Below are 26057 nucleotides of genomic sequence, written 5' to 3' on the forward strand. Positions count from 1 at the left end.
ACCGGGCTCCGGAGAAAAAAGTGAATGGCTGACGGAAAGAAACTCATACCGACTGCGCGCCTGCTGGTCATGGCAGCGATTGCAGGCGCATTTGCCGGCGCGGTGGTGGTATATGCCAGCGTTACCTTGTCTGGCAACAAGGCTCCGGCATCAGCGCCTCAGCAGGTGGCCGTTACCCCTGCCGCTCCCGAAAACACCGCCGACAACGCCGTCTGCGCGGCAAAGTCTGACAAGGTCAAGGCGGTCGGTGCGGCAGCGAAAGGCGAGGTCGCAGCCATGCTGCCGGCCGATCCGCCGCAATCACTGAAGGGCCTCGCCTTCAAGTCTCCGGACGGCAAGCCGATGACGCTGGCCGATCATGCCGGCAAGACGCTGCTCATCAATCTGTGGGCGACATGGTGCGCGCCCTGCCGCGCTGAAATGCCGGCGCTCAATGCGCTGCAAAAGGAAAAAGGCAGCGAGAAGTTCGAGGTCGTCGCCATCAATGTCGATACCGGCGATGACGAGAAGCCGAAGAAGTTCCTCTCCGAGATCGGCGTCGATACGCTCGCGCTCTACCGCGACAACACGCTCGACCTGTTCAACGATCTCAAGAAGCGCGGCCTGGCGCTCGGCCTGCCGGTGACGCTGCTGGTCGATGGCGAAGGCTGCCTGCTCGCCAACATGAACGGCCCGGCCGAATGGTCGAGCCCGGATGCGGCAGCGCTGATCGAGGCCGCCGCGAGCGGATCAGACTGACCGCAACACGATCGGCTGAAGGACGGGGACACGGGCCTTGCGGCTGGCCGTGGCGGTTTGGCCCGGGGCTGTGACCGATACGCCGGTCAGCTCGCTGAACATTTCGATCGGCCCCGGCTTGCCGAGATAGTAGCCCTGGCCGATCTGGCAGTCCTCGTCATCCAGGAATTTCAGTTCGCCGAGCGTTTCGACGCCTTCAGCCAGCACCGGCAGGCCGAGGCCTCGCCCAAGGCCGAGAACGGCGCGCACGATCGCTGCGACCTGGCCGTTGGTGTCCACCGACTTGATGAAGGAGCCGTCGATCTTGATCTTGTCGAAGGGGAAGGCGCGCAGGTTCGAAAGCGAGGAATAGCCCGTTCCGAAATCGTCCATGGCCACCCGCACGCCCAGCGCCTTGATCTTTCTAAGGGTCGCCAGCGCGCGCGGCATGTCCTTCACGAGGGCCGTTTCGGTGATCTCCAGTTCCAGCCTGCCCGGCGCGAGGCCTGTGTGAACGAGCACCTCGTGAACCTTGCGGCTGAAATGCGGATTGTGAAGCTGCACCGCCGAGACATTGACCGCAACCGAAAGCGGGTTCTTCCAGCTGGCAGCCTCCTGGCAAGCCGTCGCCAGCACCCATTCGCCGATCTGGACGATGACGCCGCTGTCTTCCGCAACGGGGATGAACATTGCTGGCGAAACCTCGCCCCGTTCCGGGTGCTGCCAGCGGATAAGGGCTTCGAAACCGAGCATCTTGCCGCCGCTGATTTCCTTCTGGGGCTGGTAGACCAGATAGAATTCGTCGCGGGCGATTGCCTGGCGCAGTTCGTGTTCCATCACGCGCTTGTCGCGCGCTTCGGCACCCATCGACGCCTCGAAATAGCGATACGTATCCTTGCCTTCGGCTTTGGCACGGTAGAGCGCGGTGTCGGCATGGCTGATAAGGGCGGTCTGGTCGTCGGCATCCCGGGGATAAAGCGCAATGCCGATGCTGGTCGAAACCAGCCCGCCACCGATGGAGCGCCTGTTTTCCTCGCGCATCGCTGCCAGCACGTCGTCGGCAATGCGGCCGGCGGCGAGAGGGTCCGAGAGGTTGGGCGCTATAATGGCGAACTCGTCGCCGCCGAGGCGCGCCAGCATCTGCCCGCTACGCAGAACGCCTGAGACACAGCGAGCGACAGTCTGCAGCATTGCGTCACCCGCGCCATGCCCGAACAGGTCGTTCACTTCCTTGAACCGGTCGAGATCGAGCAGCAGAAGCGCCAGATAGTCGCCTTTCCCGCTCAGTTTCATCGCTGCAATCTCGGCATCGAGCCGGCCGGAAAAATTCCGGCGATTGGCAAGTCCGGTGAGCGGATCGAAATGGGCGAGGCGCAGGATTTCCTGCTCAGCCGTCTTGCGTTCGCGGATGTCGCGGACGGCGACCACGGTATGTGGCTTGCCGCAATAATCGATGCTCCGGGCGATGAGTTCGACCGGGATGCTTTCGCCGTCGCGGCTTTTCAGTTCGGCTTCCTGCGCCTGCTCGCCGAATTCCGGCAGGTTGGAGGCGGTGCGCTCGCCGAAGAGGTTGGAGAGCTGCATGGCGTTGAGCGTTTCGACCGGCTGACCGGTCAGCGTCGCAATGCTGTTATTGGCGCTGACGATGCGCGCGCCGTCACAGACGATCAACCCCTCGACCGCGGCATTGGCCAGCCCGTGCATGCGCTCCGCTTCGATTTTCTGGCGGCGAAAGCGCAGGTCGATCGACAGCGCGATGCCGGAGAGAATGAGGATCACCAGGCTTGCGGCGGCAACCGCGAATGCCTGGGACAGGGGCTCGATCGTGGATTCGGAAATCTCGACCGAAGAATCCGGAATGATCGAGACTGCGGCCATCGCGACGAAATGCAGGGTGCAGATGGCAAGCGTCAGAAGCACGGCGCCGCCGAGTGTCGCCAGCGTGGACGGCCGACGGAGCACGACAAGGAGCGACAGCGCTGCCAGCGTTATTCCGCCCAGCAATGAAATGGCAACAAGAAGCTGATCCCAGACGATCCGCCCCTGCACCTCGAACGCGGCCATGCCGACAAAATGCATCGACGCGATGCCCGCACCAAGCAGGGCGCCGCCAACGAGATAATAATCGATACCGCCCCGCAGCGTGGCCACCCACATGCCGGCAGCCGTCAGGAATACGGCGGCGGCAAGCGAAAGGGCGGAAAGCTCGACATTGTAGGCGTTCGGGATGCCGGGCGAAAAAGCAAGCATTGCGATGAAATGGGTCGCCCAGATGCCGAAGCCGGTCGCTGTCGCGGAAATCATTAGCCAGGCAAGCCGGTTGCCATTTCTGGACTGACCTACGTGATGGAGCAACTTGACTGCAGAAAACGAAGATATGGCGCAAATGAGCGCGGCGAGCGCGACAAGTCTCAGATCGTGCTCGTTCACGATACAGTTGTAGACGGTCAGCATTTCCAATTCCACCCAATCTATTGGAAATAAACAAGCTAATGTTGAATATTAGCCGTATATAATTGAAGGATCGGTTAAATTTGCTTTCAACCTGTGGGCGTTACTTTTGCCGAATTCAAGCGTTTTCTGGCGAGGTGCGGATCAATTCGAAAGCCGGCTTACGAAAACGTCCGGAGCGAACAACGCTGGGAAACGAAATCCACACGAAACTGAGGCGAAATTCATCGGAGTGTAACAAAACGGTTGTCGCACTGTCACAATCGACCGATACTCCCCGTTGCGAGACTAACCCTTTCGCCAAGTAAAAACGGGAGAGAAACATGAAATTTCAAGGCGTTGCGGCCGGTATAGCCGCGTCTTTCACCCTGCTTTCGACATCGTCCGCATTCGCCGTGACCGAGATTTCCTGGTGGCATGCCATGACCGGCGCCAACAATGAGGTCGTTGAGACGCTGTCCAAGGAATTCAACGAGAGCCAGAGCGAGTACAAGGTTGTTCCCGTCTTCAAGGGAACCTATCCGGAGACGCTGAACGCCGGCATCGCCGCCTACCGCGCCAAGCAGCCGCCGGCGATCATGCAGGTGTTCGACGCCGGCACGGGCGTGATGATGGCCGCCGAAGGCGCGATCAAGCCGGTCGCCGACATCCTCTCCATGGGCGGCAAGCCTTTCGACAAGAGCCAGTATCTTCCGGGCATCGTCGCCTATTATTCGAAGCCCGACGGCACCATGCTGTCCTTCCCATACAACTCTTCCTCGCCGATCCTCTACTACAACAAGGATATCTTCCAGAAGGCCGGTCTCGACGTCGATAATCCGCCCAAGACCTGGCCGGAAGTCTGGGATGCGGCCAAGAAGATCAAGACCAGCGGTGCCGCACCCTGCGGCTACACCTCGACCTGGCTGACCTGGATTCACACCGAGAATTTCGCTGCCTGGAACAATCTGTCCTTCGGCACCAATGAGAACGGCATCGCCGGTCCGGACGTCCAGCTGAAGATCAACGCGCCGCTGTTCGTGAAGCATTTCCAGGAACTGGCCGATCTCGCCAAGGACGGCACGTTCAAATATGGCGGCCGCACATCGGAAGCCAAGCAGATCTTCCTCGCCGGCGAATGCGGCATCTTCACCGAATCCTCGGGCGGGCTCGGCGACATCGCCAAATCCGGCATGAACTACGGCACCGGCCAGCTTCCTTACGAGCCGGAAGCGCAGGGCGCACCGCAGAACACCACGCCCGGCGGCGCCAGCCTCTGGGTCTTCGCCGGCAAGTCAGACGATGAATACAAGGGCGTTGCCGCCTTCTTCAACTTCCTGTCCACGACCGAAATCCAGGCCCGCCTGCATCAGGTTTCCGGCTATTTGCCGGTAACGCTCGCCGCTTATGAGAAGACCAAGGCAGACGGTTTCTATGACAAGAACCCGGCCCGCGAAATCCCGATCAAGCAGATGATGGGCAAGGCACCGACCGAAAACTCGAAGGGCGTGCGCCTGGCCAACCTTCCGCAGGTTCGCGATATCGAGAACGAGGAGTTCGAGAAGATGCTGGCCGGCGACCAGACCGCCCAGCAGGCGCTCGACAAGGCCGTCGAACGCGGCAACGCCGCGATCCAGCAGGCCATCGGCAACTAACGACAAGACCTCGACGAAAGCCATCCGCGCGATATCTCGTGCGGATGGCTTGACTATCAAGCGGAGGAAGCCCTGTCCCCACGCGTCACTTTCCCCAACAAGTTCCTGCCCTATCTCCTGGTCGCGCCACAACTCGCCATCACGGCGATCTTCTTCTATTGGCCGGCCGGGCAGGCGCTCTATCAGTCGATGCTGCGCGAGGACCCGTTCGGGCTGAATTCGAAATTCGTCTGGTTCGACAATTTTGCGCGCGTTCTTTCCGATCCCAACTACGTCAATTCGCTCAAAGTCACGGTGGTCTTCTCGCTGGCCACGGCCTTCGTTTCCATGGCGGTGGCGCTGCTGCTTGCGGTGATGGCCGACAAGGTGATCCGCGGGCGCGGCATCTACCGCACGCTGATGATCTGGCCCTATGCGGTGGCACCGGCGATTGCCGGCATGCTGTGGCTGTTCCTGTTCAACCCGTCGATCGGCACGCTTGCCTACGGACTGCGCTGGCTGGGTTTCGACTGGAACCCGTTGCTCGACGGCACTGACGCCATGGTGCTTGTCGTGACGGCCGCTTCGTGGAAGCAGATCAGCTACAATTTCCTGTTCTTCGTCGCCGGTCTTCAGGCCATACCGAAAACCCTGATCGAGGCGGCGGCCATCGACGGCGCCGGCGAGACGAAACGCTTCTGGACGATCGTCTTTCCGCTGCTGGCGCCGACGACCTTCTTCCTCCTCGTCGTCAACACCGTCTACGCCTTCTTCGACACCTTCGGCATCATCCACGCCGTAACCGGCGGCGGGCCGGGCAAGGCCACCGAGACGTTGGTCTACAAGGTCTACAATGACGGCTTCGTCAATCTGATCCTCGGCGATTCAGCGGCGCAATCGGTGATCCTGATGGTCATCGTGATCGCGCTCACCGCCTTCCAGTTCCGCTTCGTGGAGAAGAAGGTGCATTATGGTTGATCCTTCGAGGCTCTCCTTCGACAAGCTCAGGATCGCACCTCAGGATGAGGGAAGTTTGCGCGACGTTTCCCTCCCCCTTGAGGGGAGGGTGGCCGCGAAGCGGTCGGGTGGGGTCGTTGCGGCAGGGCGCCATCGCTTTGCCTGCTCGACCGTATGGGCGGTGCCTTCTGTGGTGACCCTCTCCGCCCCCTTCGGCGGCACCTCCCCCTCAAGGGGGGAGGAGGGCGCATGATCGGCTCATCCCCCATCCGCACCTTCATCGCCCATGCCGTGCTGATCCTCGGCATCCTGATCGTCGCATTCCCGATCTACTACACATTCGTCGCGTCGACCCATTCGCTGCAGACGATCCTGCGCCCGCCGCTGCCGCTGCTGCCCGGCGACCGTTTCTGGGAGAATTATTCGACGGCATTGTTCGGCGGCATCGGCCGTATCGGCGGTGTGTCGGTCGGCACGCTGCTGTTCAACACGACGGTGGTGGCGCTGGCGATCGCCATCGGCAAGATCGTCATCTCGATCCTGTCGGCCTATGCGATCGTGTTCTTCCGCTTTCCCTTCCGCATGACCTTCTTCTGGCTGATCTTCATCACGCTGATGCTGCCGGTCGAAGTGCGCATCCTGCCGACCTACAAGGTGATGGTCGATTTCGGCCTGATCGACACCTATACCGGCCTGACGCTGCCGCTGATGGCCTCGGCCACCGCGACTTTGCTGTTCCGCCAGTTCTTCCTGACAATCCCGGGCGAACTGGTCGAGGCCGCGCGCGTCGATGGTGCGGGACCGTGGCGCTTCTTCAAGGATATCCTGCTGCCGCTGTCGAAGACCAATATCGCGGCGCTGTTCGTCATCCTCTTCATCTACGGCTGGACGCAGTATCTGTGGCCGCTGCTCGTCACCAACCGCAACGATATGAACACGATCGTCATTGCGCTTCGCAAGATGATTTCCTTTGCCGACGCCGACACGGAATGGCACCTCGTCATGGTCACCTGCATGCTGGCCATCGCCCCGCCGATCCTCGTCGTCGTCCTGATGCAGCGCTGGTTCGTGCGCGGCCTCGTCGATACGGAGAAATAATGGCAACCGTCGATCTGAACGATGTGAAGAAGGTCTATGCCGGTGGCGTGGAAGCGGTGAAGGGCGTCTCCATCGCCATTCCCGACAAGGCGCTGTGCGTGCTGGTCGGCCCGTCGGGTTGCGGCAAGTCCACGCTTTTGCGCATGATTGCCGGGCTGGAGACGATCTCGTCGGGCGACGTCTCGATAGACGGCAAGGTGGTCAACACGATCGGCCCCGCCGAGCGCGACATCGCCATGGTGTTCCAGAACTACGCGCTCTATCCGCATATGAAGGTCTACGACAACATGGCCTACGGCCTGCGCAACCGCGGCATGCCGAAGGACGAGATCGACCGGCGCGTGCGCGAGACGGCCAAGACGCTCGAACTCGCCGCCCTGCTCGACCGTCGCCCGCGCGAGCTTTCCGGGGGCCAGCGCCAGCGCGTCGCCATGGGCCGCGCCATCGTGCGCAGCCCGAAGGTGTTCCTGTTCGACGAGCCGTTGTCGAACCTTGATGCCAAGCTGCGCGGCCAGATGCGGGTCGAGATCAAGAACCTGCAACGCTCTCTCGGTGTCACCTCGGTCTATGTCACGCATGACCAGCTCGAGGCGATGACGCTGGCGGACGTGCTGGTGGTCATGAATGGCGGTCTGGTCGAACAGTCCGGCAATCCGCTCGACATCTACGAGAAGCCGGCCTCGACCTTCGTCGCGAGCTTCATCGGCGCGCCGCCGATGAACCTGCTTGCGGTGCAGGCAGGCGGCAAGGGGCTTTCCTTTGGCGACGGTTCGCCTGTCGGCATCTCAGGCCCGGCCGGTGCCGTCACGCTCGGCGTTCGCCCGGAAGATGCCGACGTCGCCTTCGGACCGGACGTGCCGAAAGGTGCGGTCGTGCTCCCGGCAAAGGTCGAAGCCGTCGAGCCGGTCGGTTCGGAAAGTTTTCTATACTGCGCCGCCGGCGGTCAGCGGATCGTGGTGCGTGTTTCAGGCCGCGCCACCGCCAAGCCGGGCGACGAATTGCGTGTCGTCGCCAAGGCCGAAAAGCTGCACTGGTTCGATGGAGTGGGCAAGCGGGTGGAGTAGATCGCCCCTCACCCTCCGCGTGAAGGACGGGGAGAGGGAGGCGTCAGCGTTGGAGCTTCGTCCTTCTCCCCGTTTACGGGAGAAGTGCCGGCAGGCGGATGAGGGGCAGCTACAATAGGGATCGTATTACCGCGTCGGCACCGGGTGTTCGCCGCGATAATCGTAGAACCCGCGTCCGGTCTTGCGGCCGAGCCAGCCGGCCTCGACATATTTCACCAGCAGCGGGCAGGGGCGGTACTTCGAGTCCGACAGCCCGTCATGCAGCACCTGCATGATCGACAGGCAGGTGTCCAGGCCGATGAAATCGGCAAGCTGCAGCGGGCCCATCGGATGGTTGGCGCCGAGCTTCATCGCCGTGTCGATCGCGTCGACCGAACCGACGCCTTCGTACAGCGTGTAGATCGCCTCGTTGATCATCGGCAGCAGGATGCGGTTGACGATGAAGGCCGGGAAATCCTCCGAGACCGTGGTCGTCTTGTCGAGCTTGTGGACGAATTCCTTGGCGGCTTCGAACGTCTCGTTCTCGGTGGCGATGCCGCGCACCAGTTCCACCAGCTTCATCACCGGCACCGGGTTCATGAAGTGGATGCCGATGAAGCGTTCCGGCCGGTCGGTCTGGGCGGCCAGCCTCGTGATCGAGATCGAGGAGGTGTTGGTGGCGAGGATCGCTTCCGGGTTCAGCTGCGGGCAAAGCTGCGCATAGATCTTGCGCTTGACGGTCTCGTCCTCGGTCGCCGCCTCGATGACGAGGTCTGCGCCTGCGAGGTCGGCCATGGTGGGGGCTGCTTCGATGCGCCCCAGCGCTTCCTGCCGGGCCTTGTCCTCGAGCTTTCCGCCGGCGACCTGACGGGCCAGGTTACCGCTGATCGTGGCGATGCCCTTCTGGATGTTGTCGCCGGAAATATCGTAGAGCAGCACCTTGTAGCCCGAAAGGGCCGAGACATGGGCTATGCCGCTGCCCATCTGGCCTGCGCCGATGATGCCGATCGTCTCGATGGTAGCACTCATTACACTGATCCCGTCATGGAGCCTTTTTGGCTCGTCTTTTGTGCAGTGCAAACTAAAAGAGCGGGGAGACTTCGTCTACCCCGCTCCCATGATTTTGTGCGCTACCTGTTCTAAAGTCAAAGCGCCTTTTCAAGCTCCGGCAGGATGGTGAAGAGGTCGCCGACGAGGCCGTAGTCTGCGACCTGGAAGATCGGTGCTTCCTCGTCCTTGTTGATGGCGACGATGACCTTCGAGTCCTTCATGCCGGCCAGATGCTGGATCGCGCCGGAGATGCCGACCGCGATGTAGAGGTCGGGGGCGACCACCTTGCCGGTCTGGCCGACCTGCCAGTCGTTGGGGGCGTAGCCGGCATCGACGGCAGCGCGCGAAGCGCCGACGGCAGCACCGAGCTTGTCGGCAACAGGCAGGATCACTTCCTGGAACTTCTCCGAGGAGCCGAGCGCGCGGCCGCCCGAGATGATGATCTTGGCAGAGGTCAGTTCCGGGCGGTCATTGTCGGACAGCCTGTTCTCGATGAAGGTCGACAGGCCCGGATTGGCCGCTGCATTTGCCGTCTCCACCGCAGCCGAGCCGCCTTCGCCCGCTGCCTGGAACGAGGCCGTGCGCACGGTGATGACCTTCTTGGCGTCGGTCGACTGCACCGTCTGGATGGCGTTGCCGGCATAGATCGGACGCTTGAAGGTGTCGGCCGAGACGACCTCGATGATTTCCGAGATCTGGGCGACGTCGAGGAGTGCGGCGATGCGCGGCGACACGTTCTTGCCCGAGGCGGTGGCCGGGGCGATGATCGTGTCATAAGAGCCTGCGAGCGCAACGACGGTCGCCGCCAGCGGCTCGGCGAGGCGCTGCTCGAGTTCGTCGGCCTCGACCAGCAGGACCTTGCGCACGCCCTTCAGCTTGGCGGCGGCATCTGCCGCTGCCTTGGCGCCCTTGCCGGCGACCAGGACGTCGACATCCGAGCCGATCTTCAGGGCTGCCGACAGCGCCTTGGCCGTCTGGTCCGACAGCGATGCATTGTCATGTTCGGCGATGAGGAGAATTGCCATTTTTGTTTCCCTTTCCTTCCGAACTCAGATCACGCCGGCGGACTTGAGGCTGGAAACGAGTTCCGCCACGTCCTTGACCTTGACGCCCGCCTTGCGGCCACCTGGCTCCTCGGTCTTGACGACCTTGAGGCGCGGCGTGACATCGGCGCCGAAATCGGCAGCGGTCTTTTCGTCCAGCGGCTTCTTCTTGGCCTTCATGATGTTGGGCAGCGAGGCATAGCGCGGCTGGTTGAGGCGCAGGTCCGTCGTCACGATCGCCGGAAGCTTGAGCTCCACCGTCTGCAAGCCGCCATCGACTTCGCGCGTCACCTTGGCCTTGTCGCCGGCAATCTCGACCTTGGAAGCGAACGTGCCCTGGCTCCAGCCGAGCAGTGCCGAAAGCATCTGGCCGGTCTGGTTGGCGTCGTCATCGATCGCCTGCTTGCCGAGAATGACCAGACCCGGCTGTTCCGCCTCGACAACACCCTTCAGCACCTTGGCAACGCCCAGCGGCTCGACTTCGCCGTCGACCTTGACCAGGATGGCGCGGTCGGCTCCCATGGCGAGTGCGGTGCGCAGCGTTTCCTGGGCCTGCTGGGGTCCAATCGAGACCACGATGATCTCCTCGACCTTGCCGGCTTCCTTCAGGCGGATCGCCTCTTCAACCGCGATCTCGTCGAACGGGTTCATCGACATCTTCACATTCGCAAGCTCGACACCCGAGCCGTCCGACTTCACACGGATCTTCACGTTGTAGTCGACAACCCGCTTAACGGGCACGAGAACTTTCATGTGCTTCTCACCTCTCTGATGACTTTGGAGCGCTCACTAGCAGAGCGAGGCCCCGTCCATTTGTCGAATGGCGACATATTGGACCAGAAAACGGAAATCCCTATGCGCACTTCCGGTGGCAACTAGGCTTCCGCAAGCGGGCGGACCCTAGTTAGCCGCCGAATGCACGTCAATATCCGCAACGAACCCAAATCGGTTGAATTCGAGCGATTACTGTCTTCCCCAACGCGTCGTCGGCTGTGCCTCTACGGGGGCGACCGCGCTTGGCTGTTCGACCTTGACCGCACGCGGCGTCACGATCTCCCGGTCGAGGATCGGCACGTCGCGCCGGCGCAGGATCAGAACCAGGATCGCGCCGGCGATGATGCCGCCGGCATGGCAGGCCCAGGAAATCTGGTCTTCTCCGCCGAGCGCCAGCATCGAGAACTGGAAAATGATCCACAGTCCAAGGGTGATATAAGCCGGAATGCGCAGCGGTATGCGGGCGAAGGCCAGGATCCACACCTTCACGCGCGGGTGCAGAATGAGATAGGCGGCGACGATGCCGGCAATCGCGCCCGACGCGCCGATCAGCGGCATCTGAGACTCCGGCGCTATCAAGCCATGCACAACGGCACCCGAGATTGCGCACAGCAGATAGAAGATCAGATATTTGATGTGGCCGAGCGCATCCTCGACATTGTCGCCGAACACCCAGAGGAACAGCATATTGCCGCCGAGGTGGAAGATGTCGCCATGCAGGAAGGCATAGGTGACATAGGTCAGCGGCTCGGGCACCAGCGCATAGCCCGGCGGCAGTTCGGCCAGGCCGAAGGACACGGAGGGAATGTAGCCGAGGCCAAGCACCGTGGCCTGCGCTGCCTGCTCGCTTTCAAAGGCAGTGAACAGGTAGATGATGACGTTGGCTGCGATCAGCCCGATCGTCACATATTGATGCTTGATGTATTTGAGGCTGTTGGCGTCGTGCAGCGGAATGAACATCGCGGTTTCTTCCGCCCCCTCAGCGCAGCTTTCCGCTCATGATCCTATCCGAAAACCGGTTCCCACTTTTCGGGATCATGAGTTACCTGTTCTTGCCCGGCACCCATAGCACATCGGCATTTCCGTTGTCATTGACGACACGGGCGGCAACGAACAGGAAATCCGAGACGCGGTTGATGTATTTGATGCCGTCGCGGTTGACGTGCTCGGCCGGATCCTGCGCCAGCGCCACCATGATGCGCTCGGCCCGCCGCGCCACGGTGCGGGCAAGGTGAAGTGCGGCAGCCGCCGGCGATCCGCCGGAGAGCACGAAGGAGCGCAGCGGCTGCAGATCCTTGTTCAGGAGGTCGATGTCGGCCTCCACCCGTTCCACTTGCGTGGGGATGATGCGCAGCGGCTCATAGCCGAGCGGCTTGCCGTCGTCGGGCGTTGCGAGATCGGCACCAAGATCGAACAGGTCGTTCTGGATGCGGGCGAGCATGGCGTCGATTTCGGGGTGCCCGGTGCCTGTGTGCACGCGCGCCAGTCCGATGCAGGCATTGGCCTCGTCGACCGTGCCATAGGCGTCGACACGCGTGTCCGATTTCAGCCGGCGCTCGCCGGTGCCGAGGCCGGTGGTGCCGTCATCGCCGGTGCGGGTGTAGATCTTGTTGAGCTTGACCATCTGGCTCCCCCCGTCGGTCGAAAAATCAGCTGCGGTTGAAGTAGACCGCCAGCAGGATGAGAACCAGCGCAATGAACTGCAGGAGAACGCGCGCCTGCATCAGCTTGTTCGAGGTGGTGCTGGAGCCGCCGCGCATCATGTTGGCGAGGCCGCGGATCAGCACGATCACCACGATGACCATGACCATGACGGCAAGGATGTTGAAGACGGTTGCCATTGGATTTCCAGCTTCGTTTTTCAGGCCTGCGACGCGAGCACGCGGTAAAACAGCGAAGCGGGCAGGATACGTTTCAGGATAACGCCGATTTTAGCCGGCGTCGTCACCACATAATGCGGTCTCGGTTTGGGCGATAGGAGGGCGTGGCGCAATACCGCATAAACCGCGTCCGGCTTGAGCTTCAGCCGCGACTTCGATCCACCCGCCCGCAGGCGCGCCAGCTGGCCCTCATAATCCTTCCGGTGCACCGAGTTCTCGTGATCGATGTTCTTCACGAACCATGCCAGCCCATTCGAGGCGATCTTCGATTCGATCGGGCCGGGTTCGATCAGCGACACTTCGATGCCGGAGCCCTGCAGTTCGGCCCGCATGCACAGCATCAGGCCTTCGAGCGCATGCTTCGATGCCGCATAGGCGCCGCGCCATTTGACGGGCGTCAGGCCGAGGATCGACGAGCAATGGACGATGCGGCCGTGACCTTGCGCTCGCATGACCGGCACGATGCGCCGGGTCAGATCGTGCCAGCCGAAGAAATTCGCCTCGAACTGCTCGCGCAGCGCCTCCACCGGCAAATCCTCGACGGCACCTGCCTGAGCATGGGCGCCGTTGTTGAAAAGCGCGTCTAGCGTGCCACCGGTGCGCGCCATGACTGCCTCGACGAGTGCGGCGATCGAATCAGCTTCGCGATAGTCGAGATAGAAGGTCTCGAAACCTTCCGCGGTCAGTGTCGCGATGTCTTCGGGTTTTCGCGCCGTGGCGAAAACCCGCCACCCGTCGGCCTTCAAGGCGCGTGCGCAATGAGCGCCGATGCCCGAGGAGGCGCCGGTCACGATAATCGTGCGCAACTTTTGCGTTGGCGCGGTCGTTGTTCCACCATCACTTGCCATTTGCGGCAAACCCTTCCCATATTCGCGGCCGGGACACAATCGAGGGAAAAGCGCGGATGCAGGCACGTTGAGGAAGATCGTTGCGATCAAGCGCGTGCTTTATGACGCGCTCGGCCATTTCAACTATGACGACGGCTGGTCTATGGCCAGTCATCTGGCGATCTCGGCGCTGATGGCGCTGTTTCCTTTCCTCATCTTCGCCACCACGCTGGCAAGCTTTCTCGGCGCGCAGGCGTTTTCGGAAACCGCCGTGCATCTGGTCTTCGACACCTGGCCGGAACAGATCGCAGCCCCTATCGCCCGCGAGGTGGTCAACGTGCTGACAGTCCAGCGCACCGACCTTCTCACCTACGGTGTGGTGCTGGCCGCCTTCTTCGCTTCCAACGGCATCGAGGCGCTGCGCACCTCGCTCAACCGCGCCTATCGCGTCACCGAAACGCGCACCTTCATCTATCGCCGTCTCCAGAGCCTGCTCTTCGTACTCATCGCCACGATCGGCTTTGTTGCCATCAGCGTGCTGCTCGTCTTTGCACCGTTGCTGGCGCGGCTGGCAGAGGCCAATTTCGAGTGGATCAAGCCCTATATGGGCACGATCACGCTGTGGCGTTTCGTGATTGCTTCAACGGTGATCGTGCTTGGCCTTGTGGCGGTGCATTTCTGGCTGCCGGCGGGCAAACGCCGCTTCGTCACCATCGTGCCGGGCATCATCTTCACGCTCGTGGCCTGGCTGGTCGGCTCGACGGTTTTCGCGACCTATCTCGACAATTTCTCGTCCTATGTGACGACCTACGCCGGCCTCGCCTCGATCATGATCGCGGTGGTGTTCCTCTATATCGTCTCGGCGATTTTTATCCTTGGCGGCGAACTCAACGCGTCGATCACACGCTATTTGGAAGCGCGGGCCCGCGTTGGAGCCTGAGCCTTCGGGTTCGCCGCCGTGGCCAGCCCCACACCAAAAGTCGCCAGCGCCATGCCTGCGAGTTGCACCAGCGTCAGTTGCTCGCCGAACAGCGCCCAGGCCATGATCGCGGTGACCGCGGGCACAAGATAGAACAGCGATGAGACCTTCGACATCTCGCCGTCGCGGATCATCGCCATCAGCAGGAACACCGCGCCTATCGACAGCACCAGCACCAGCCATGCCATGGCGAAGATCAGTTCGCCGTTTATCGTCACCGTGTGCGTCTCGAAGGCGAGCGAGGCGAGCAGCATCACGGCTGCGCCGCCGACATATTGATAGAACGTACCCGTCACCAGATCACCGCCGGTGACGAAGCGCTTCTGCCAGATGGTGCCGGCAGTGATTGCGGCCATGCCGATGGTGGCGGCCGTCAGCGTCTGCCAGGTCACGCCGCCGCCAAGCGTGCCGAGTTTCGGCGACAGCACGACGATCACACCGACAAAGCCGACCGCCAGGCCGATCCAGTGGCGCGGGCGGATTTCCTCGCCGAGAAGCTTTCCGGCAAACAGCGCGGTGACCAGCGGCTGCAGGCTGGCGATGAGGGCGGCAAGCCCCGCCGGCAGGCCCTGGTGGATGGCCCAGAAGACGCCGCCGAGATAGACGCCATGTATCAGCGCGCCGGCGGTTGCCGCATGCAGCGCTGCGCGGCGGTCCATTCCGCGCGCACCAAGGATTGCCATCAGGGCGCCGAGGATGACGAAGGCGATCACGAAGCGCGCAGCCAGGAACGTGAAAGGCTCCGCCCAGGGCATGGCATAGCGCGCGCCGATGAAACCGGTCGACCAAAGCAGGACGAAAGTGGCGGGTATGAACCGCTTGAGCAGAGGCATTTCGTCGGGCTGGGTCCGTTTGTCGGTGAGATCGCTCTAATGCGAATCATTCGGGCAAGCAAAGTTAAACGGTTGATCCATAGTTTCAGGAGCGTTGAACCGGGTGGGGTTCAAGGGACATGCACGGTCGCCTTCGGGAGGGGCGCTGCATGCTTTGGAATCTCGAGTCGGGCTGGCTGATGATGGCCGTTGCCGCCGTTACCGTCATGGCCCTTTTCTTTGGAAGCGCCCTTCACGCCATCATGCGCGATGACGGCTTTGGCCCTGTCGGTAACATGGTTATCTTCACCGCCGGTTTCTTCGCAGCGATCGTGCTGGTCAATTCCTGGGGCGTCAGGCTGGGCGACCTGACGCAGGCCATGGCGACGGGCCTGGGCGGCGCCTTCATCGGGATTGCCGTGCTGGCGCTGCTGAAGGCCGGCATTTCCCGCATCTGACCGCTTCAGTCAAAGCTCGACGAGACGCCTCACCTCGGCGGGCGTCGCGCCGCTTTCGCGTAACGCCGCCAGCCCGGTGTCGCCAAAACTCTTCGATAGCTTTCGCCCGTCCGGCCCGGCGATCAGGCGGTGATGGAAATAGACGGGCGCGGGCAGGCCAAGCAGGTGCTGCAACAACCGCTGGATGCCGGTCGCGGCATAGAGGTCACAGCCGCGCACGACGTGGCTGACGCCCTGCAGCGCGTCGTCCGCCACGACCGACAGATGATAGCTGGTCGGTATTTCCTTGCGTGCGACGATGACGTCGCCCCAGTCCTGAGGACGGGCTTCGATGTCGTTCGTGGCGCTCAGCGTCTCGTCGGTGAATTCGGTCCACGACAGGGGTTTGGCCAGACGGGCGATTGCCGCCTCGGTGTCGAGCCGCCAGGCGAAAGGCGCGCCATCGTCGATGCGTCGCCTGCGCTCGGATGGCGAAAGGGCCTTGTCGGTGGCCGGATAGAGCGGCGCGCCGTCCGGGTCGCGTGGCCAGTCGCGTCCGCGCTTCTCGCTCTCGGCGATATGGGCGCGGATTTCGCCCCGGCTCATGAAAGCCGGATAGACGAGTTCCTCGCGGATCAGCCTTTGCAGCATGGCCTCGTATTCCGCGAAATGGTCTGACTGGCGGCGAACGGGTTCCTCCCATGTCAGACCAAGCCACGCCAGATCGCGAAAAATGCCGGCCTCGAATTCCGGCGTGCAGCGGATCGTGTCGATGTCCTCTATGCGCAACAGCAGGCGCCCGCCTTGGGCCCGGGCGAGCTTCGCATTGAGCAGTGCCGAATAGGCATGGCCGAGATGAAGCTCGCCATTCGGGCTCGGCGCAAAGCGAAAGACCGGTATGGCAGGAGTGTTGGTCACGGCAGCCGAATTCGGATTGAACGGTTCATCGCCCGATTGCTACTTTGCCGCGCCATAAGGAACAAGAAAAACCATGCGCCGCATCACCTCGCTTGACGACATTGCCGACGGGCTCGACGCGCTTTGCATCATCGACCCACGTCTGACGGCGGTGCGCGCGATGGCCGGAGAGGTGCCGTTGCGGCTGTCGGAGCCGGGCTTCGTCAGCCTCGCGTCGATCATCGTTTCGCAGCAGGTGTCCCGGGCAAGCGCCGACGCCATCTTCGGGCGGCTGGTGAAGCTGGTCGATCCGCTGACGCCGCAGGCGCTGCTCGATGCCGGCGAGGACATGTTTCGCGAGGCCGGCCTGTCGCGGCCAAAGCAGCGCACGCTGCTCGCGGTCTCGCAGGCCGTGCGCGACGGGCTCGACCTGCACCACCTCTGCGGGCTCGACGCAGAGGTGGCGATCGGCCACATGACGGCAGTGTCCGGCATCGGCCCCTGGACGGCGGAAGTCTATCTCCTGTTCTCGGCCGGGCACCCCGACATCTTCCCGGCGCGCGACGTCGCGCTGCAGACGGCAGTGGGGCAGGCGCTAGGCGTCGACCCCCGTCCGGGCGAGAAAGCGCTCATCGCGCTGGCCGAATCATGGGCGCCCTGGAGAGGGGTCGCGGCACGGCTTTTTTGGTCCTACTACCGCGAAACACGAGGTCGTGACGCCGCACCGCCGGTCGATATGCCAAAAAAAGCCTGAAATATATGGTTTTTTGGCCCCTCGGATGATGGTGAAACCGCTTCACATCCCTGTCATCTCGGGCTTACAGTATCCGCGCCGAACGGTTCGATGAGCAAGGAGGTTTAGAAGTGACGGTTGCCGTATCTCCGGATGGGCTTCCAGCGCTGGTGCTGAACGCGGATTACCGCCCGCTCAGCTATTACCCCCTGTCGCTCTGGTCGTGGCAGGACGCCATCAAGGCCGTCTTCCTCGACCGGGTGAACATCGTTGCCGAATACGAACATTCGGTGTCCTCGCCATCCTTCTCGATGAAACTGCCGAGCGTCGTCAGCCTAAAAAGCTACGTCAAGCCGTCGCGCCACCCGGCGTTCACGCGCTTCAACGTTTTCCTGCGCGACCGCTTCCAGTGCCAGTATTGCGGCACGCCCGAGGACCTGACCTTCGACCACGTCATCCCCCGCCATCGCGGCGGCGCCACGACCTGGGAGAACGTCGTTGCGGCCTGCTCGCCCTGCAATCTGCGCAAGGGCGGCATGATGCCGGCCCACGCCAAGATGTGGCCGATGCAGAAGCCATACCACCCGACCGTGCACGACCTGCACAACAATGGCCGGATGTTCCCACCCAACTATCTGCACGAAAGCTGGATGGATTATCTGTACTGGGATGTCGAGCTGGAGCCGTAAGAGGTCGCTCGCTAACTCACCCTGCCGGCCATCTGACGCGGTTTTCTGCGCTTCCGGCGATCTCACGCTTTCCCGGTCGCGCCGCGAAACGCGATGATCGTCAGGATCAGGCTGGCGATGGCGTTCCAGCCGGCGAGCGACAGGCCGAGGATGCGCAGCGCAGCCTTGTCGCAGGATGGCGGGATGACGGTGTTGAGCGAATCGAGCACGCCGCCGGTTCCTCCGGTAGCGGGCGCCGAAACCGCGCCGCAATCGGTCGGGCCGGCCCACCAGGCCCATTCGACGCCGGAATGAAACACGCCGAGGTAGAGCCCATAGGCCATCAGCAAGCCGCCGATGAGCAGCAGGCCGCGCGTGATCACCGCCGGCAGATGCAGCGCGGAAGACAGCGCCGCAATCGCCATCAGCGGCACGCCGACATAATAGGGCGTGCGCTGTTCGAGGCAGAGCTTGCAGGGCATGTAGCCGCCGAGATGCTCGAAGCCGAGTGCCGAGCCGACAACCGCAGCCATGCCGACGAGAAGGATGAGCGCGGTCGCTGTCTGGACGCTGCTGGTTGGCTGGGTGAGGGTGCGCGACATGAGGGTCTGTGTCCGTTTCGGCGTCAGAGAACGTATTTGATCACGATATAGAGCAGGATGACGGCGCCGGCACCAGCACCGGCGATGAGCCCCAGCCGCTTTTCGATGAACTCGCGGATCGGCTCGCCATAGCGGCGCAGCAGCCAAGCGAGGAAGAAGAAGCGCGCGCCGCGCGCGATGATCGCCGAGACGATGAACAGCCAGATGTCGACATGCATCACGCCGGCGAGGATCGTAACCACCTTGATCGGCGGCAGGTGGGCCAATCCCGAAGTGACCAGCATGAGCAGGATGAAGCCCATGCCCGAACCGGTGCGCAGCGCCTCGAACTCATCGAACTTGCCGTAGAATTCCAGCACCGGCTTGGCGATGCTTTCATAGGCGAAGTAGCCGATGAACCATCCAGCGATACCGCCAAGCACCGATGCGACGGTGGCGATCATGGCATAGCGGTAGGCGCGTTCGGGCCGCGAAAGCGCCATCGGCAAATAAAGCACGTCTGCCGGAACCAGGAAGATCGAGCTTTCGACGAAGGCGATGAAGGCGAGCCACCATTCGGCGGATTTGCGCGCGGCCAGCGACAGGGTCCAGTCGTAGAGTCTGCGAAGCATGAAAAATTCCGTTGGTGGGTGGCTCTGTCTAGAAAGATTTGTATGGCCGCACAATGGCGGTTCCTTCACGAAATCGACAGGGGGCAGTTGACGACACGGGGTCGCACCGTATAGTCCGCAGCCGTCCGCCCGAAAGGGCCGGGCCCCCTTGGCGGAATTGGTAGACGCGCCTGACTCAAAATCAGGTTCCGAGAGGAGTGCTGGTTCGATCCCGGCAGGGGGCACCAAATTTATTGGCCGACGCCGCTCGCCAACCCATCACGCAGCTTTGACTTCGCTCCGCTGCCGTCGCCGCATCCTCCTAAAGCGGTAGTCTTTCATACTCCGATTTCAACCTGAGCTGGTGCCGGCGTCCACCCCATTTGGGAGTATCGGGCACCTGCGCCTTGCGGCATTCTCGGCATATGCAAGCGCGGGGAGCGTCTGCCTGAAACACTGAGAAGGATTGCGACGTCGTTCGCCGGCGGCGCCTTCCCTCGCGGCCTTACTGGCGGAATGGACTTCCCACGTTGGTGGCACAGCGCGGGAGATTTTTATGGCGACGTTGACGGTGAGTTTTCCAGGCGGGATCTATCCGCTGGGCCTCGACTACAATCCCAGCATAGGCGAGCTGGTCAATCTGAATAACGCCACGGTCGTGTCATCATCGGCCACGCAGCGCGTGCTGCAAATGGAAAACGGCCTCAAGCTGAAGCTCATCGGCACCGGCTTCACTTACGATGCCAAGGGCTATGTCACCGGCGGCACGCTGGCTTCGGTGCAGTTGCTGCAGAGCAATGGCACGACGGTCCTCCAGACACTGGCCGGGATCAACCGTCCATTTACGGACGTCTCGGACGCCGCCGACACTTTCAGCGGCTGGGATCTCAATGCCTGGTTGATGAGCGGCAACGACACGATCAACGGCTCGTCCGGGGCCGACGATCTTTACGGTCATGCCGGAAACGACACGCTGAATGGCGGCGATGGCGACGACTTTCTCGTTGGCGGTGCCGGCAAGGATACGTACAACGGCGGCAACGGCTACGATCAGATCAGCTTCGCCGAATACGAGCCGACGGCACTGCGTGGGGTCAATATCAACGCGGTGACGCGTATTGCGATTGACCAATGGGGCAATAGCGAGAGCTTCACCAGCATCGAGTCCTTCCGCGGAAGCCAGTTCGCCGACGTCATGCTCGGCTCGGCGGCCAATGAACAGTTCATGGGCATGAACGGGCGCGACCGCATCGATGGCGGCGCTGGCATCGATGAGGTCCGTTACCATCGCGACGCCAATTGGGGCGGCAATGCCGGCGTGAATGTCAATCTGACGACCGGCGTTGCCATCGATGGCTTCGGCAAGCAGGACACGCTTCTCAACATCGAGAACGTTCGGGGTACCGCCTCCAACGACGTGCTCGTTGGCAGTGCGGTCAGCAATGTGCTTCGGGGCGAGGCCGGCAACGATTCGCTCAACGGCATGGCGGGTGCCGACACGATGAAGGGCGGAACGGGCAACGACACCTATTATGTCGACAATGCCGGCGATATCGTCGACGAACTTTCCGACGGCGGCAGCGGCACCGATACGGTGGTGTCGGCGATCAGTTTCAACCTCGCGAACACTACACAGGTGAAAGGCACTGTCGAAAACCTGAACTTGTCGGGGACGGGTGCGATCTCCGGCACCGGCAACGCCGGCAACAACACCATCAACGGCAATGGCGGCAACAACGCGCTGAACGGCGCTGCCGGCAACGACCTGATCAATGGCGGCCTCGGCAACGACACGCTGACCGGCGGTGCCGGCAACGATACATTCTTCTTCAACACTGCGCTGAACGCGTCGACCAACAAGGACACGATCACCGACTTCAACGTGGTGGCAGACACGATCCGGCTGGAAAATGCTATCTTCACCGGCCTGGCTGCCGGTACGCTGACGGCTGCTGCCTTCCATACCGGTTCTGCGGCGGCCGATGCCAGTGACCGGATCATCTACAACAAGACGACCGGCGCCTTGCTGTTCGACAAGGATGGGCTGGGCGGTGCCGCTGCGGTTCAGTTCGCGACCGTCTCTGCCAACCTTACGCTCACGAACGCCGACTTCTTCATCGTCTGATGCGGGCGGGGGCCTGCCGGAGCCGTTGTTGCAGTTCCTGCAGCGGCGGCTCCGCGTCCGCCCCGCGCGACGCATTGGTTCGATCACTGCAAGGGGCGCCAATGCCCGAGAGCCGTTGCGGATTGCGGCGGCAATCACCCTATGTTAGGCGACACGCGTTGAACGAGATAACGAGCTGCCACATATTGCAGCAATTCGCGTCGTTAACCCAACATCTGGCTGATTTCTGTGGCGAAGAAGAAACTCTTTATTGTCGGTAATGGTCCACTGCTCTCCGACATGTCGGAGCAGGTCGATGCGGCGGATCATGTGATCCGCTTCAACGAGCCGAAAGCATCGATCGGCATGAGCGGCACGAAGACCAACTGGCTTTTCGTCTGCAATACGGGCAAGCCCATGGAGCGGCGGCTCAAGGATCCAAAGTATCCGACATCGCCGATCGTCCAGGCTGCGGAGTTCGTGTTTCTCGTCTCGCATCCGACGGCCGTTCAGAAATATTCCCTGAAACCGAGCCTTTGGGCCCGGATCAAAGGACGGCGAGCGGAGTGGACTTGGGCTTCGCTGACGATGTATGGCGATGCCGGCAAGACCGTCGCGATCCTGCCCCCCGACAATTACGAGGCCGGTTGCCTTGAACTGGGGCTGGACCTTTCAGTCCTGCTCGACGATCGCACCTTCCCCACGACCGGATATTTCGGGATCCGCTACGCGCTGGAGCGCATGCCTGCGGAGACATGGGATGTGGAAATAGCCGGGTTCGGCTGGCAGGGCTGGAAAAACCACACCTGGGACCAGGAGCGGGAATGGGTTCAGCGCAAGGCTAGGGAACGCAACATCAAGATCTGGCCGGCCGGGGAAGACTGGAAACCGAAATACGCGAAAAAAGACAGGTACAGTCGAAAGAAATAACGTGATTTCGACGAACGGCAGCAGGCGCGGCAGATACATGAAATCGTTCGTTATCAATCTGGATCGCAGGCCGGACCGGCTGGCTCGCATGTCGGCGATTTTCGACAAACTGGGGCTCCAGTTCGATCGCGTCAGCGCCGTGGATGGCACGCAATTGTCGCGTGACGACCTGATCAGGCTGCGCGGCAACGACCAGGCGCGTGCCGGCGAAACGGCCTGTTTCCTCAGCCATCGGGAATGCTGGCGCCGCATTGTCGAAGACGATCTGCCCTGTGCAGCGATTTTTGAGGACGACCTGCACATAGCCGATGACGCCGCCAGGCTTCTCAGCAGCAGCGACTGGATACCTGCTGACGCGGATATCATCAAAGTTGAAACGATGAACCGCCCGACGAAGATCGACAAGTCGATGGCTGCGCTTGTCGGCGGCCGCAAGCTTCATCGGTTGAGGGACACTCATATGGGTGCCGGAGGTTATATCCTGACCCGGAAGGGCGCGGAAAAACTCCTCGAGAAAAGCAAGAGCTTTGACAATCCCGTGGATCATTTCCTGTTCAATTTTCAGCTGCCCTGGGCCGGTTCCTTCGTAACGTATCAGCTTTCCCCGGCCATCTGCGTCCAGGACTTTTTCCTCGACAGGCGAGCAACTTCCCCCATCGGCCTTGGCAGCGACCTGCATGATGAGCGGGTCGTGAAGCCCACCGGGCTGCGCAAGGCCTGGCGCGAGATCAAGCGGCCCGTCCTGCAACTCGCCAATTCCGCGCGAAGAACAGCCTCGAATGTTCTGACCGACAAGCGGTGGATTACCGTTCCCTTCCGGTAATTCGGTCGCACAGGGAGCGATGCATTTCCTGATACCGACCGCCAGCGTAAGGCTCGTCGCCGTTCCAATGGAACAATCCTGATCGCATCGTCGTTTCTGACCTGCTCGCCGGCAACAGACTAGCCGGTCGGAGCTTCATGATCAGGACGTTCAAGCCATGTCGTTCAACAAGATGTTCACCAGCGTTGCCAACAAGGTTGCGCATGCAGCGGGCATGCCAGCGACCTTTGTCGGCTGTTGCGCCATCATCGTCGTCTGGGCGGCCAGTGGCCCGTTTCTCGGCTTCTCCGACACATGGCAGCTGGTCATCAACACCGGAACGACCATCGTGACGTTCCTGATGGTGTTCCTCATCCAGAACACGCAGAACCGTGACGGCGCTGCGATCCAGGCCAAGCTCGACGAACTCATCCGCGTCAGCGAAGGCGAAAACAAGTTCATCGGCATCGAGCATCTTACCGAGGAAGAGGTCGAGGACTTTCGGCTGAAATGCGAGCAGGCCGCCAAGCGCGCGGACCGTGCCGCCGACCGGGCAAATCGCGCGGCGGCCAAGCAGACCGCCAGGCAAGCAGCAAAGTAAGAAGCGGTTCAGGCTGCGGCCGGTCAGGCCTTCTTGAGAAAAGCCGTCTTCAGCACCAGTCCCTTGACCTTCTCGGCGTTGCATTCGATTTCTTCGGCATCGTCCGTCAGCCGGATGTTGCGGACCATCGTCCCGCGCTTCAGCGTCACCGACGTGCCTTTGACCTTCAGGTCCTTGATCAGCGTAACCGAATCGCCATCCTTCAGCACATTGCCGTTGCTGTCCTTCACCACGTCGGCCATGAAATTTCCCTTCCGCGCTTTATATGTCAGCGTCCCAGTAATGGGCACAGGCACCGCGCGCAACATGGCATGATCGCCGGCGTCGATTGACGGCGCTGCTCCCGGCGCGGTATCTGCCACCAGTCGCTCCCTCCGGCGATGATTTCAGGGTTCAATCCACGGTCCATGCTCGAACGGCGCGACGACTATCAAAGTCTCTACCGCGATTTTCGCTGGCGGATTCCGCAACACTTCAACATCGGCACCGCCGTCTCCGATCATTGGGCGGCGCGCGAGCCTGATCGCGTGGCACTTCTCGATTATCGCGCCGAGGGCGAAGCCGAAAAGCTCACCTATGGTGAACTCGCCGCGAGATCCAACAGCTTCGCCAACGGCCTGCGCGCGCTGGGCGTCAGGCGCGGCGACCGGGTGGCGCTGCTTCTGCCGCAGTCTTTCGAGACGGTGATTGCCCATGTCGCCATCTACAAGCTCGGCGCCATCGCCGTGCCGCTGGCGCTGCTGTTCGGCGTCGAGGCGCTGGAATACCGCCTGCAGACCGCCGGCGTGAAGGCCGTGGTGACCAATTCGAGCGGCGCTGCAAAACTCGCAAGGATCGGCAGCCGCCTGACCGATCTGGAGGCGATCGTCTCCATCGACGGTGCGGAAAGCGGCGTTCGCGACTTTCACCGCATCGTTGCCGGCCACCCGTCGTCCTTCGTTGCCGAAGACACCACGCCGGACGATCCGGCGATGATGATCTTTACCTCCGGCACGACCGGACCGCCAAAAGGCGCGTTGCACGGGCACCGCGTGCTGCTCGGCCATCTGCCGGGCGTGCAAACGGCCTATGAATTCCTGCCGCAGCCCGGCGACCTGATGTGGACCCCGGCGGACTGGGCCTGGGCCGGTGGCCTGCTCAACGCGCTCTTGCCTTCGCTCTATTTCGGCGTGCCCGTTGTTTCCGCCCGCTTTGAAAAGTTCGATCCCGAAGCCGCCCTCGGCCTCGTCGAGAAGATGGGCGTGCGCACCGCATTCATACCGCCAACGGCACTTCGCATGCTGAAGAGCGTGGAGGATATCCGCAAACGCTTCCATCTGAAGCTTCGCAGCGTCGGTTCGGCGGGAGAATCGCTCGGCCGCGAGACCTATGACTGGGCGCGGGCGGAATTCGGGCTGACCGTTAATGAATTCTACGGCCAGACCGAGTGCAATCTTGTGCTCTCCTCCTGCGCGGCACTTGGCGTCAGCCGGGGCGGGGCGATCGGCAGGCCGGTTCCGGGGCATGAGGTCGCGATCATCGACGCCGAGGGGCAGCGCATGAAGCCCGGTGAGGTCGGCCAGATCGCGATCCGGCGCCCCGACCCGGTGATGTTCCTCGAATATTGGCGCAGCCCGGAGGCGACCGCGAAGAAATTCATCGGTGACTGGATGACCACCGGCGACCAGGGTATCGAGGACGAAGACGGCTATTTCCAGTTCTTCGGCCGCGACGACGACGTCATCACGTCTGCCGGCTTCCGCATCGGCCCTGGCGAGATCGAGGACTGCCTGACCGGCCATCCGGCCGTTGCGCTGGCGGCTGCCGTCGGCAAGCCGGACGCGCTGCGCACCGAGATCGTCAAGGCCTATGTCGTCCTGAAGGACGGCTTCGTTGGCGATGCAGCACTTGGTGACGAGATCAAGCTGTGGGTGCGCGAAAGGCTCTCCGCGCATGAATATCCGCGCGAGGTGGAATTCGTCGATTCCATGCCGCTGACCACCACCGGCAAGGTCATCCGCCGCATCTTCCGCGACAGGGCCAAGCGCGAAACGGGAGGCTGAACGGGCAGGCCGGAATCTCCGGCCCGCCAGCTTGCGAACCTTCATTCCACCGTGCAGGCCACTTCGTAGAGGCCGGGATGCGCCTCCCCGAGCGCCTTGTTGCGCTCGAGGAAGCCGTTCGACTGCAGATGCTCGAAGACGCGCCGCATCGCGGTCTGGTCACGGGCCTGGGCATAATTGACCACGCGCCGGCCATCGAGACCGCGGTGAAGGCTGGCCGAGAGCCAGCCGGGGACGGTCCGGCAACTCATGGCTGCTTCCTGCAGTAGGTCGATCAGCGCCTGCTGGCCGCCTTCCGGTACGGTGAAGACATTGATCTGGGTGATGATGCCGCTGTCGGTGCGAATGATGGGCATTGGTTTCTCCTTCGGTAACGCCCGGCGCGAAGGAGTGCTGTTCGAGCAGAG

General features: G+C 62.2%; 28 protein-coding genes and 1 tRNA gene. 15 read left to right on the forward strand and 14 right to left on the reverse strand.

The features are described 5' to 3' along the window. The first annotated feature begins 24 nt into the window (after positions 1-24). Entirely contained in the window at positions 25-738 is a 714-nt protein-coding gene (locus BM413_RS02635) for a thiol:disulfide interchange protein TlpA (RefSeq protein WP_091909988.1), read from the forward strand. On the opposite strand, the gene BM413_RS02640 is transcribed toward BM413_RS02635, so the two are convergent. Then, positions 730-3171, reverse strand: a complete 2442-nt coding sequence (locus BM413_RS02640) for a sensor domain-containing diguanylate cyclase (protein ID WP_091909991.1) — start codon at positions 3169-3171, stop codon at positions 730-732. The genes BM413_RS02635 and BM413_RS02640 overlap by 9 nt on opposite strands. Positions 3172-3491: 320 nt before the next feature. Between BM413_RS02640 and ugpB the strand changes: the two genes are divergently transcribed. The 4 genes from ugpB (at position 3492) to BM413_RS02665 (ending at position 7900) form a co-directional block, all read left to right on the forward strand. Then, positions 3492-4802 (forward strand): sn-glycerol-3-phosphate ABC transporter substrate-binding protein UgpB, encoded by a 1311-nt coding sequence (gene ugpB, locus BM413_RS02645; protein ID WP_091909994.1) that lies wholly within the window; start codon positions 3492-3494, stop codon positions 4800-4802. 72 nt (positions 4803-4874) lie between these two features. After that, positions 4875-5759, forward strand: coding sequence for a sn-glycerol-3-phosphate ABC transporter permease UgpA (ugpA, locus tag BM413_RS02650; RefSeq protein ID WP_091909997.1), 885 nt, complete (start codon positions 4875-4877; stop codon positions 5757-5759). A 228-nt stretch (positions 5760-5987) separates the two neighbouring features. Beyond that, entirely contained in the window at positions 5988-6836 is an 849-nt protein-coding gene (gene ugpE / locus BM413_RS02660; protein ID WP_091910003.1) for a sn-glycerol-3-phosphate ABC transporter permease UgpE, read from the forward strand. Next, on the forward strand, positions 6836-7900 hold the full coding sequence (locus BM413_RS02665; RefSeq protein ID WP_091910006.1) for a sn-glycerol-3-phosphate import ATP-binding protein UgpC: 1065 nt from the start codon (positions 6836-6838) through the stop codon (positions 7898-7900). Before ugpE ends, BM413_RS02665 begins: the two co-directional genes overlap by 1 nt. Before the next feature lie 126 nt (positions 7901-8026). On the opposite strand, the gene BM413_RS02670 is transcribed toward BM413_RS02665, so the two are convergent. The 7 genes from BM413_RS02670 to BM413_RS02700 form a co-directional block, all read right to left on the reverse strand. Then, positions 8027-8908 (reverse strand): 3-hydroxybutyryl-CoA dehydrogenase, encoded by an 882-nt coding sequence (locus BM413_RS02670; protein WP_091910008.1) that lies wholly within the window; start codon positions 8906-8908, stop codon positions 8027-8029. A 116-nt stretch (positions 8909-9024) separates the two neighbouring features. Beyond that, a complete protein-coding gene (locus BM413_RS02675) occupies positions 9025-9954 on the reverse strand; it encodes an electron transfer flavoprotein subunit alpha/FixB family protein (protein ID WP_091910011.1) in 930 nt (309 codons plus the stop codon). A gap of 24 nt (positions 9955-9978) precedes the next feature. Next, a complete protein-coding gene (locus BM413_RS02680; RefSeq protein WP_091910014.1) occupies positions 9979-10725 on the reverse strand; it encodes an electron transfer flavoprotein subunit beta/FixA family protein in 747 nt (248 codons plus the stop codon). A 210-nt stretch (positions 10726-10935) separates the two neighbouring features. Further along, positions 10936-11706, reverse strand: coding sequence for a rhomboid family intramembrane serine protease (locus BM413_RS02685; RefSeq protein ID WP_091910017.1), 771 nt, complete (start codon positions 11704-11706; stop codon positions 10936-10938). 82 nt (positions 11707-11788) lie between these two features. After that, positions 11789-12370 (reverse strand): cob(I)yrinic acid a,c-diamide adenosyltransferase, encoded by a 582-nt coding sequence (locus BM413_RS02690; protein WP_091910020.1) that lies wholly within the window; start codon positions 12368-12370, stop codon positions 11789-11791. Positions 12371-12395: 25 nt separating this feature from the next. After that, positions 12396-12587 (reverse strand): twin transmembrane helix small protein, encoded by a 192-nt coding sequence (locus BM413_RS02695; protein ID WP_091910023.1) that lies wholly within the window; start codon positions 12585-12587, stop codon positions 12396-12398. 20 nt (positions 12588-12607) lie between these two features. Next, positions 12608-13474, reverse strand: a complete 867-nt coding sequence (locus tag BM413_RS02700) for an SDR family oxidoreductase (protein WP_091910330.1) — start codon at positions 13472-13474, stop codon at positions 12608-12610. Positions 13475-13541: 67 nt separating this feature from the next. Here BM413_RS02700 and BM413_RS02705 point away from each other — a divergent pair, with 67 nt between their 5' ends. After that, positions 13542-14393: a YihY/virulence factor BrkB family protein gene (locus BM413_RS02705; RefSeq protein WP_244537722.1), complete on the forward strand. Its 852-nt coding sequence runs from the start codon at positions 13542-13544 to the stop codon at positions 14391-14393. Here the strand turns inward: BM413_RS02705 and BM413_RS02710 are convergent. After that, positions 14360-15265: a DMT family transporter gene (locus BM413_RS02710; protein WP_091910030.1), complete on the reverse strand. Its 906-nt coding sequence runs from the start codon at positions 15263-15265 to the stop codon at positions 14360-14362. The genes BM413_RS02705 and BM413_RS02710 overlap by 34 nt on opposite strands. A 149-nt stretch (positions 15266-15414) precedes the next feature. On the opposite strand from BM413_RS02710, the gene BM413_RS02715 reads away from it, so the two are divergent. After that, positions 15415-15702: a hypothetical protein gene (locus BM413_RS02715; protein ID WP_091910035.1), complete on the forward strand. Its 288-nt coding sequence runs from the start codon at positions 15415-15417 to the stop codon at positions 15700-15702. Positions 15703-15711: 9 nt separating this feature from the next. Here the strand turns inward: BM413_RS02715 and gluQRS are convergent, their stop codons facing one another. Then, complete coding sequence (gene gluQRS / locus BM413_RS02720) at positions 15712-16599, reverse strand: tRNA glutamyl-Q(34) synthetase GluQRS (protein ID WP_244537723.1); 888 nt, start codon at positions 16597-16599, stop codon at positions 15712-15714. A 73-nt stretch (positions 16600-16672) separates the two neighbouring features. Here gluQRS and BM413_RS02725 point away from each other — a divergent pair, with 73 nt between their 5' ends. Together BM413_RS02725 and BM413_RS02730 are read left to right on the forward strand one after the other, a co-directional pair. Further along, entirely contained in the window at positions 16673-17332 is a 660-nt protein-coding gene (locus tag BM413_RS02725) for a DNA-3-methyladenine glycosylase family protein (RefSeq protein WP_091910038.1), read from the forward strand. A 110-nt stretch (positions 17333-17442) separates the two neighbouring features. Next, the gene (locus BM413_RS02730; RefSeq protein WP_091910042.1) at positions 17443-18000 is read left to right on the forward strand and encodes an HNH endonuclease; all 558 of its coding nucleotides are present in this window, start codon (positions 17443-17445) and stop codon (positions 17998-18000) included. Between the two features lie 62 nt (positions 18001-18062). Here the strand turns inward: BM413_RS02730 and BM413_RS02735 are convergent, their stop codons facing one another. Together BM413_RS02735 and BM413_RS02740 are read right to left on the reverse strand one after the other, a co-directional pair. Next, positions 18063-18581, reverse strand: a complete 519-nt coding sequence (locus BM413_RS02735; protein WP_091910045.1) for a disulfide bond formation protein B — start codon at positions 18579-18581, stop codon at positions 18063-18065. A 23-nt stretch (positions 18582-18604) separates the two neighbouring features. Further along, complete coding sequence (locus BM413_RS02740) at positions 18605-19192, reverse strand: YqaA family protein (protein ID WP_091910048.1); 588 nt, start codon at positions 19190-19192, stop codon at positions 18605-18607. Positions 19193-19334: 142 nt separating this feature from the next. On the opposite strand from BM413_RS02740, the gene BM413_RS02745 reads away from it, so the two are divergent. The 5 genes from BM413_RS02745 to BM413_RS02765 all read left to right on the forward strand — a co-directional run bounded on the left by BM413_RS02745 (position 19335) and on the right by BM413_RS02765 (position 23608). Continuing rightward, positions 19335-19419, forward strand: a tRNA-Leu gene (locus BM413_RS02745). A gap of 308 nt (positions 19420-19727) precedes the next feature. Continuing rightward, positions 19728-21296 (forward strand): calcium-binding protein, encoded by a 1569-nt coding sequence (locus tag BM413_RS02750; protein ID WP_091910051.1) that lies wholly within the window; start codon positions 19728-19730, stop codon positions 21294-21296. A gap of 228 nt (positions 21297-21524) precedes the next feature. Next, positions 21525-22205 (forward strand): glycosyltransferase family 29 protein, encoded by a 681-nt coding sequence (locus BM413_RS02755; RefSeq protein WP_244537724.1) that lies wholly within the window; start codon positions 21525-21527, stop codon positions 22203-22205. Between the two features lie 37 nt (positions 22206-22242). Beyond that, positions 22243-23028 (forward strand): glycosyltransferase family 25 protein, encoded by a 786-nt coding sequence (locus BM413_RS02760; RefSeq protein ID WP_091910338.1) that lies wholly within the window; start codon positions 22243-22245, stop codon positions 23026-23028. 157 nt (positions 23029-23185) lie between these two features. Next, positions 23186-23608 carry a low affinity iron permease family protein gene (locus BM413_RS02765; protein WP_091910054.1) on the forward strand — a complete coding sequence of 141 codons (423 nt, stop codon included), beginning with the start codon at positions 23186-23188 and terminating at the stop codon, positions 23606-23608. A 23-nt stretch (positions 23609-23631) separates the two neighbouring features. On the opposite strand, the gene BM413_RS02770 is transcribed toward BM413_RS02765, so the two are convergent. After that, positions 23632-23850 carry an alkylphosphonate utilization protein gene (locus tag BM413_RS02770; protein WP_091910057.1) on the reverse strand — a complete coding sequence of 73 codons (219 nt, stop codon included), beginning with the start codon at positions 23848-23850 and terminating at the stop codon, positions 23632-23634. A gap of 165 nt (positions 23851-24015) precedes the next feature. Here BM413_RS02770 and BM413_RS02775 point away from each other — a divergent pair, with 165 nt between their 5' ends. Next, a complete protein-coding gene (locus BM413_RS02775; RefSeq protein WP_091910060.1) occupies positions 24016-25650 on the forward strand; it encodes an acyl-CoA synthetase in 1635 nt (544 codons plus the stop codon). Between the two features lie 41 nt (positions 25651-25691). Here BM413_RS02775 and BM413_RS02780 read toward each other — a convergent pair whose 3' ends face one another. Beyond that, positions 25692-26006, reverse strand: coding sequence for an antibiotic biosynthesis monooxygenase family protein (locus BM413_RS02780; RefSeq protein WP_091910063.1), 315 nt, complete (start codon positions 26004-26006; stop codon positions 25692-25694). Positions 26007-26057: the final 51 nt, after the last annotated feature.

Source organism: Mesorhizobium sp. YR577 (genome assembly GCF_900116595.1).
Classification (GTDB): domain Bacteria; phylum Pseudomonadota; class Alphaproteobacteria; order Rhizobiales; family Rhizobiaceae; genus Mesorhizobium_M.

Coding starts and splice junctions, on each gene's coding strand:
- BM413_RS02775 (WP_091910060.1), top strand. CDS start 24,016: ATGCTCGAACGGCGCGACGACTATCAAAGTCTCTACCGCGATTTTCGC.
- ugpB (WP_091909994.1), top strand. CDS start 3,492: ATGAAATTTCAAGGCGTTGCGGCCGGTATAGCCGCGTCTTTCACCCTG.
- BM413_RS02710 (WP_091910030.1), bottom strand. CDS start 15,265: ATGCCTCTGCTCAAGCGGTTCATACCCGCCACTTTCGTCCTGCTTTGG.
- BM413_RS02765 (WP_091910054.1), top strand. CDS start 23,186: ATGTCGTTCAACAAGATGTTCACCAGCGTTGCCAACAAGGTTGCGCAT.
- BM413_RS02750 (WP_091910051.1), top strand. CDS start 19,728: ATGGCGACGTTGACGGTGAGTTTTCCAGGCGGGATCTATCCGCTGGGC.
- BM413_RS02725 (WP_091910038.1), top strand. CDS start 16,673: ATGCGCCGCATCACCTCGCTTGACGACATTGCCGACGGGCTCGACGCG.
- BM413_RS02780 (WP_091910063.1), bottom strand. CDS start 26,006: ATGCCCATCATTCGCACCGACAGCGGCATCATCACCCAGATCAATGTC.
- BM413_RS02770 (WP_091910057.1), bottom strand. CDS start 23,850: ATGGCCGACGTGGTGAAGGACAGCAACGGCAATGTGCTGAAGGATGGC.
- BM413_RS02640 (WP_091909991.1), bottom strand. CDS start 3,171: ATGCTGACCGTCTACAACTGTATCGTGAACGAGCACGATCTGAGACTT.
- BM413_RS02665 (WP_091910006.1), top strand. CDS start 6,836: ATGGCAACCGTCGATCTGAACGATGTGAAGAAGGTCTATGCCGGTGGC.
- BM413_RS02735 (WP_091910045.1), bottom strand. CDS start 18,581: ATGTCGCGCACCCTCACCCAGCCAACCAGCAGCGTCCAGACAGCGACC.
- BM413_RS02715 (WP_091910035.1), top strand. CDS start 15,415: ATGCTTTGGAATCTCGAGTCGGGCTGGCTGATGATGGCCGTTGCCGCC.
- BM413_RS02695 (WP_091910023.1), bottom strand. CDS start 12,587: ATGGCAACCGTCTTCAACATCCTTGCCGTCATGGTCATGGTCATCGTG.
- BM413_RS02740 (WP_091910048.1), bottom strand. CDS start 19,192: ATGCTTCGCAGACTCTACGACTGGACCCTGTCGCTGGCCGCGCGCAAA.
- BM413_RS02690 (WP_091910020.1), bottom strand. CDS start 12,370: ATGGTCAAGCTCAACAAGATCTACACCCGCACCGGCGATGACGGCACC.
- BM413_RS02685 (WP_091910017.1), bottom strand. CDS start 11,706: ATGTTCATTCCGCTGCACGACGCCAACAGCCTCAAATACATCAAGCAT.
- BM413_RS02670 (WP_091910008.1), bottom strand. CDS start 8,908: ATGAGTGCTACCATCGAGACGATCGGCATCATCGGCGCAGGCCAGATG.
- BM413_RS02635 (WP_091909988.1), top strand. CDS start 25: ATGGCTGACGGAAAGAAACTCATACCGACTGCGCGCCTGCTGGTCATG.
- BM413_RS02680 (WP_091910014.1), bottom strand. CDS start 10,725: ATGAAAGTTCTCGTGCCCGTTAAGCGGGTTGTCGACTACAACGTGAAG.
- BM413_RS02675 (WP_091910011.1), bottom strand. CDS start 9,954: ATGGCAATTCTCCTCATCGCCGAACATGACAATGCATCGCTGTCGGAC.
- ugpE (WP_091910003.1), top strand. CDS start 5,988: ATGATCGGCTCATCCCCCATCCGCACCTTCATCGCCCATGCCGTGCTG.
- BM413_RS02760 (WP_091910338.1), top strand. CDS start 22,243: ATGAAATCGTTCGTTATCAATCTGGATCGCAGGCCGGACCGGCTGGCT.
- BM413_RS02700 (WP_091910330.1), bottom strand. CDS start 13,474: ATGGCAAGTGATGGTGGAACAACGACCGCGCCAACGCAAAAGTTGCGC.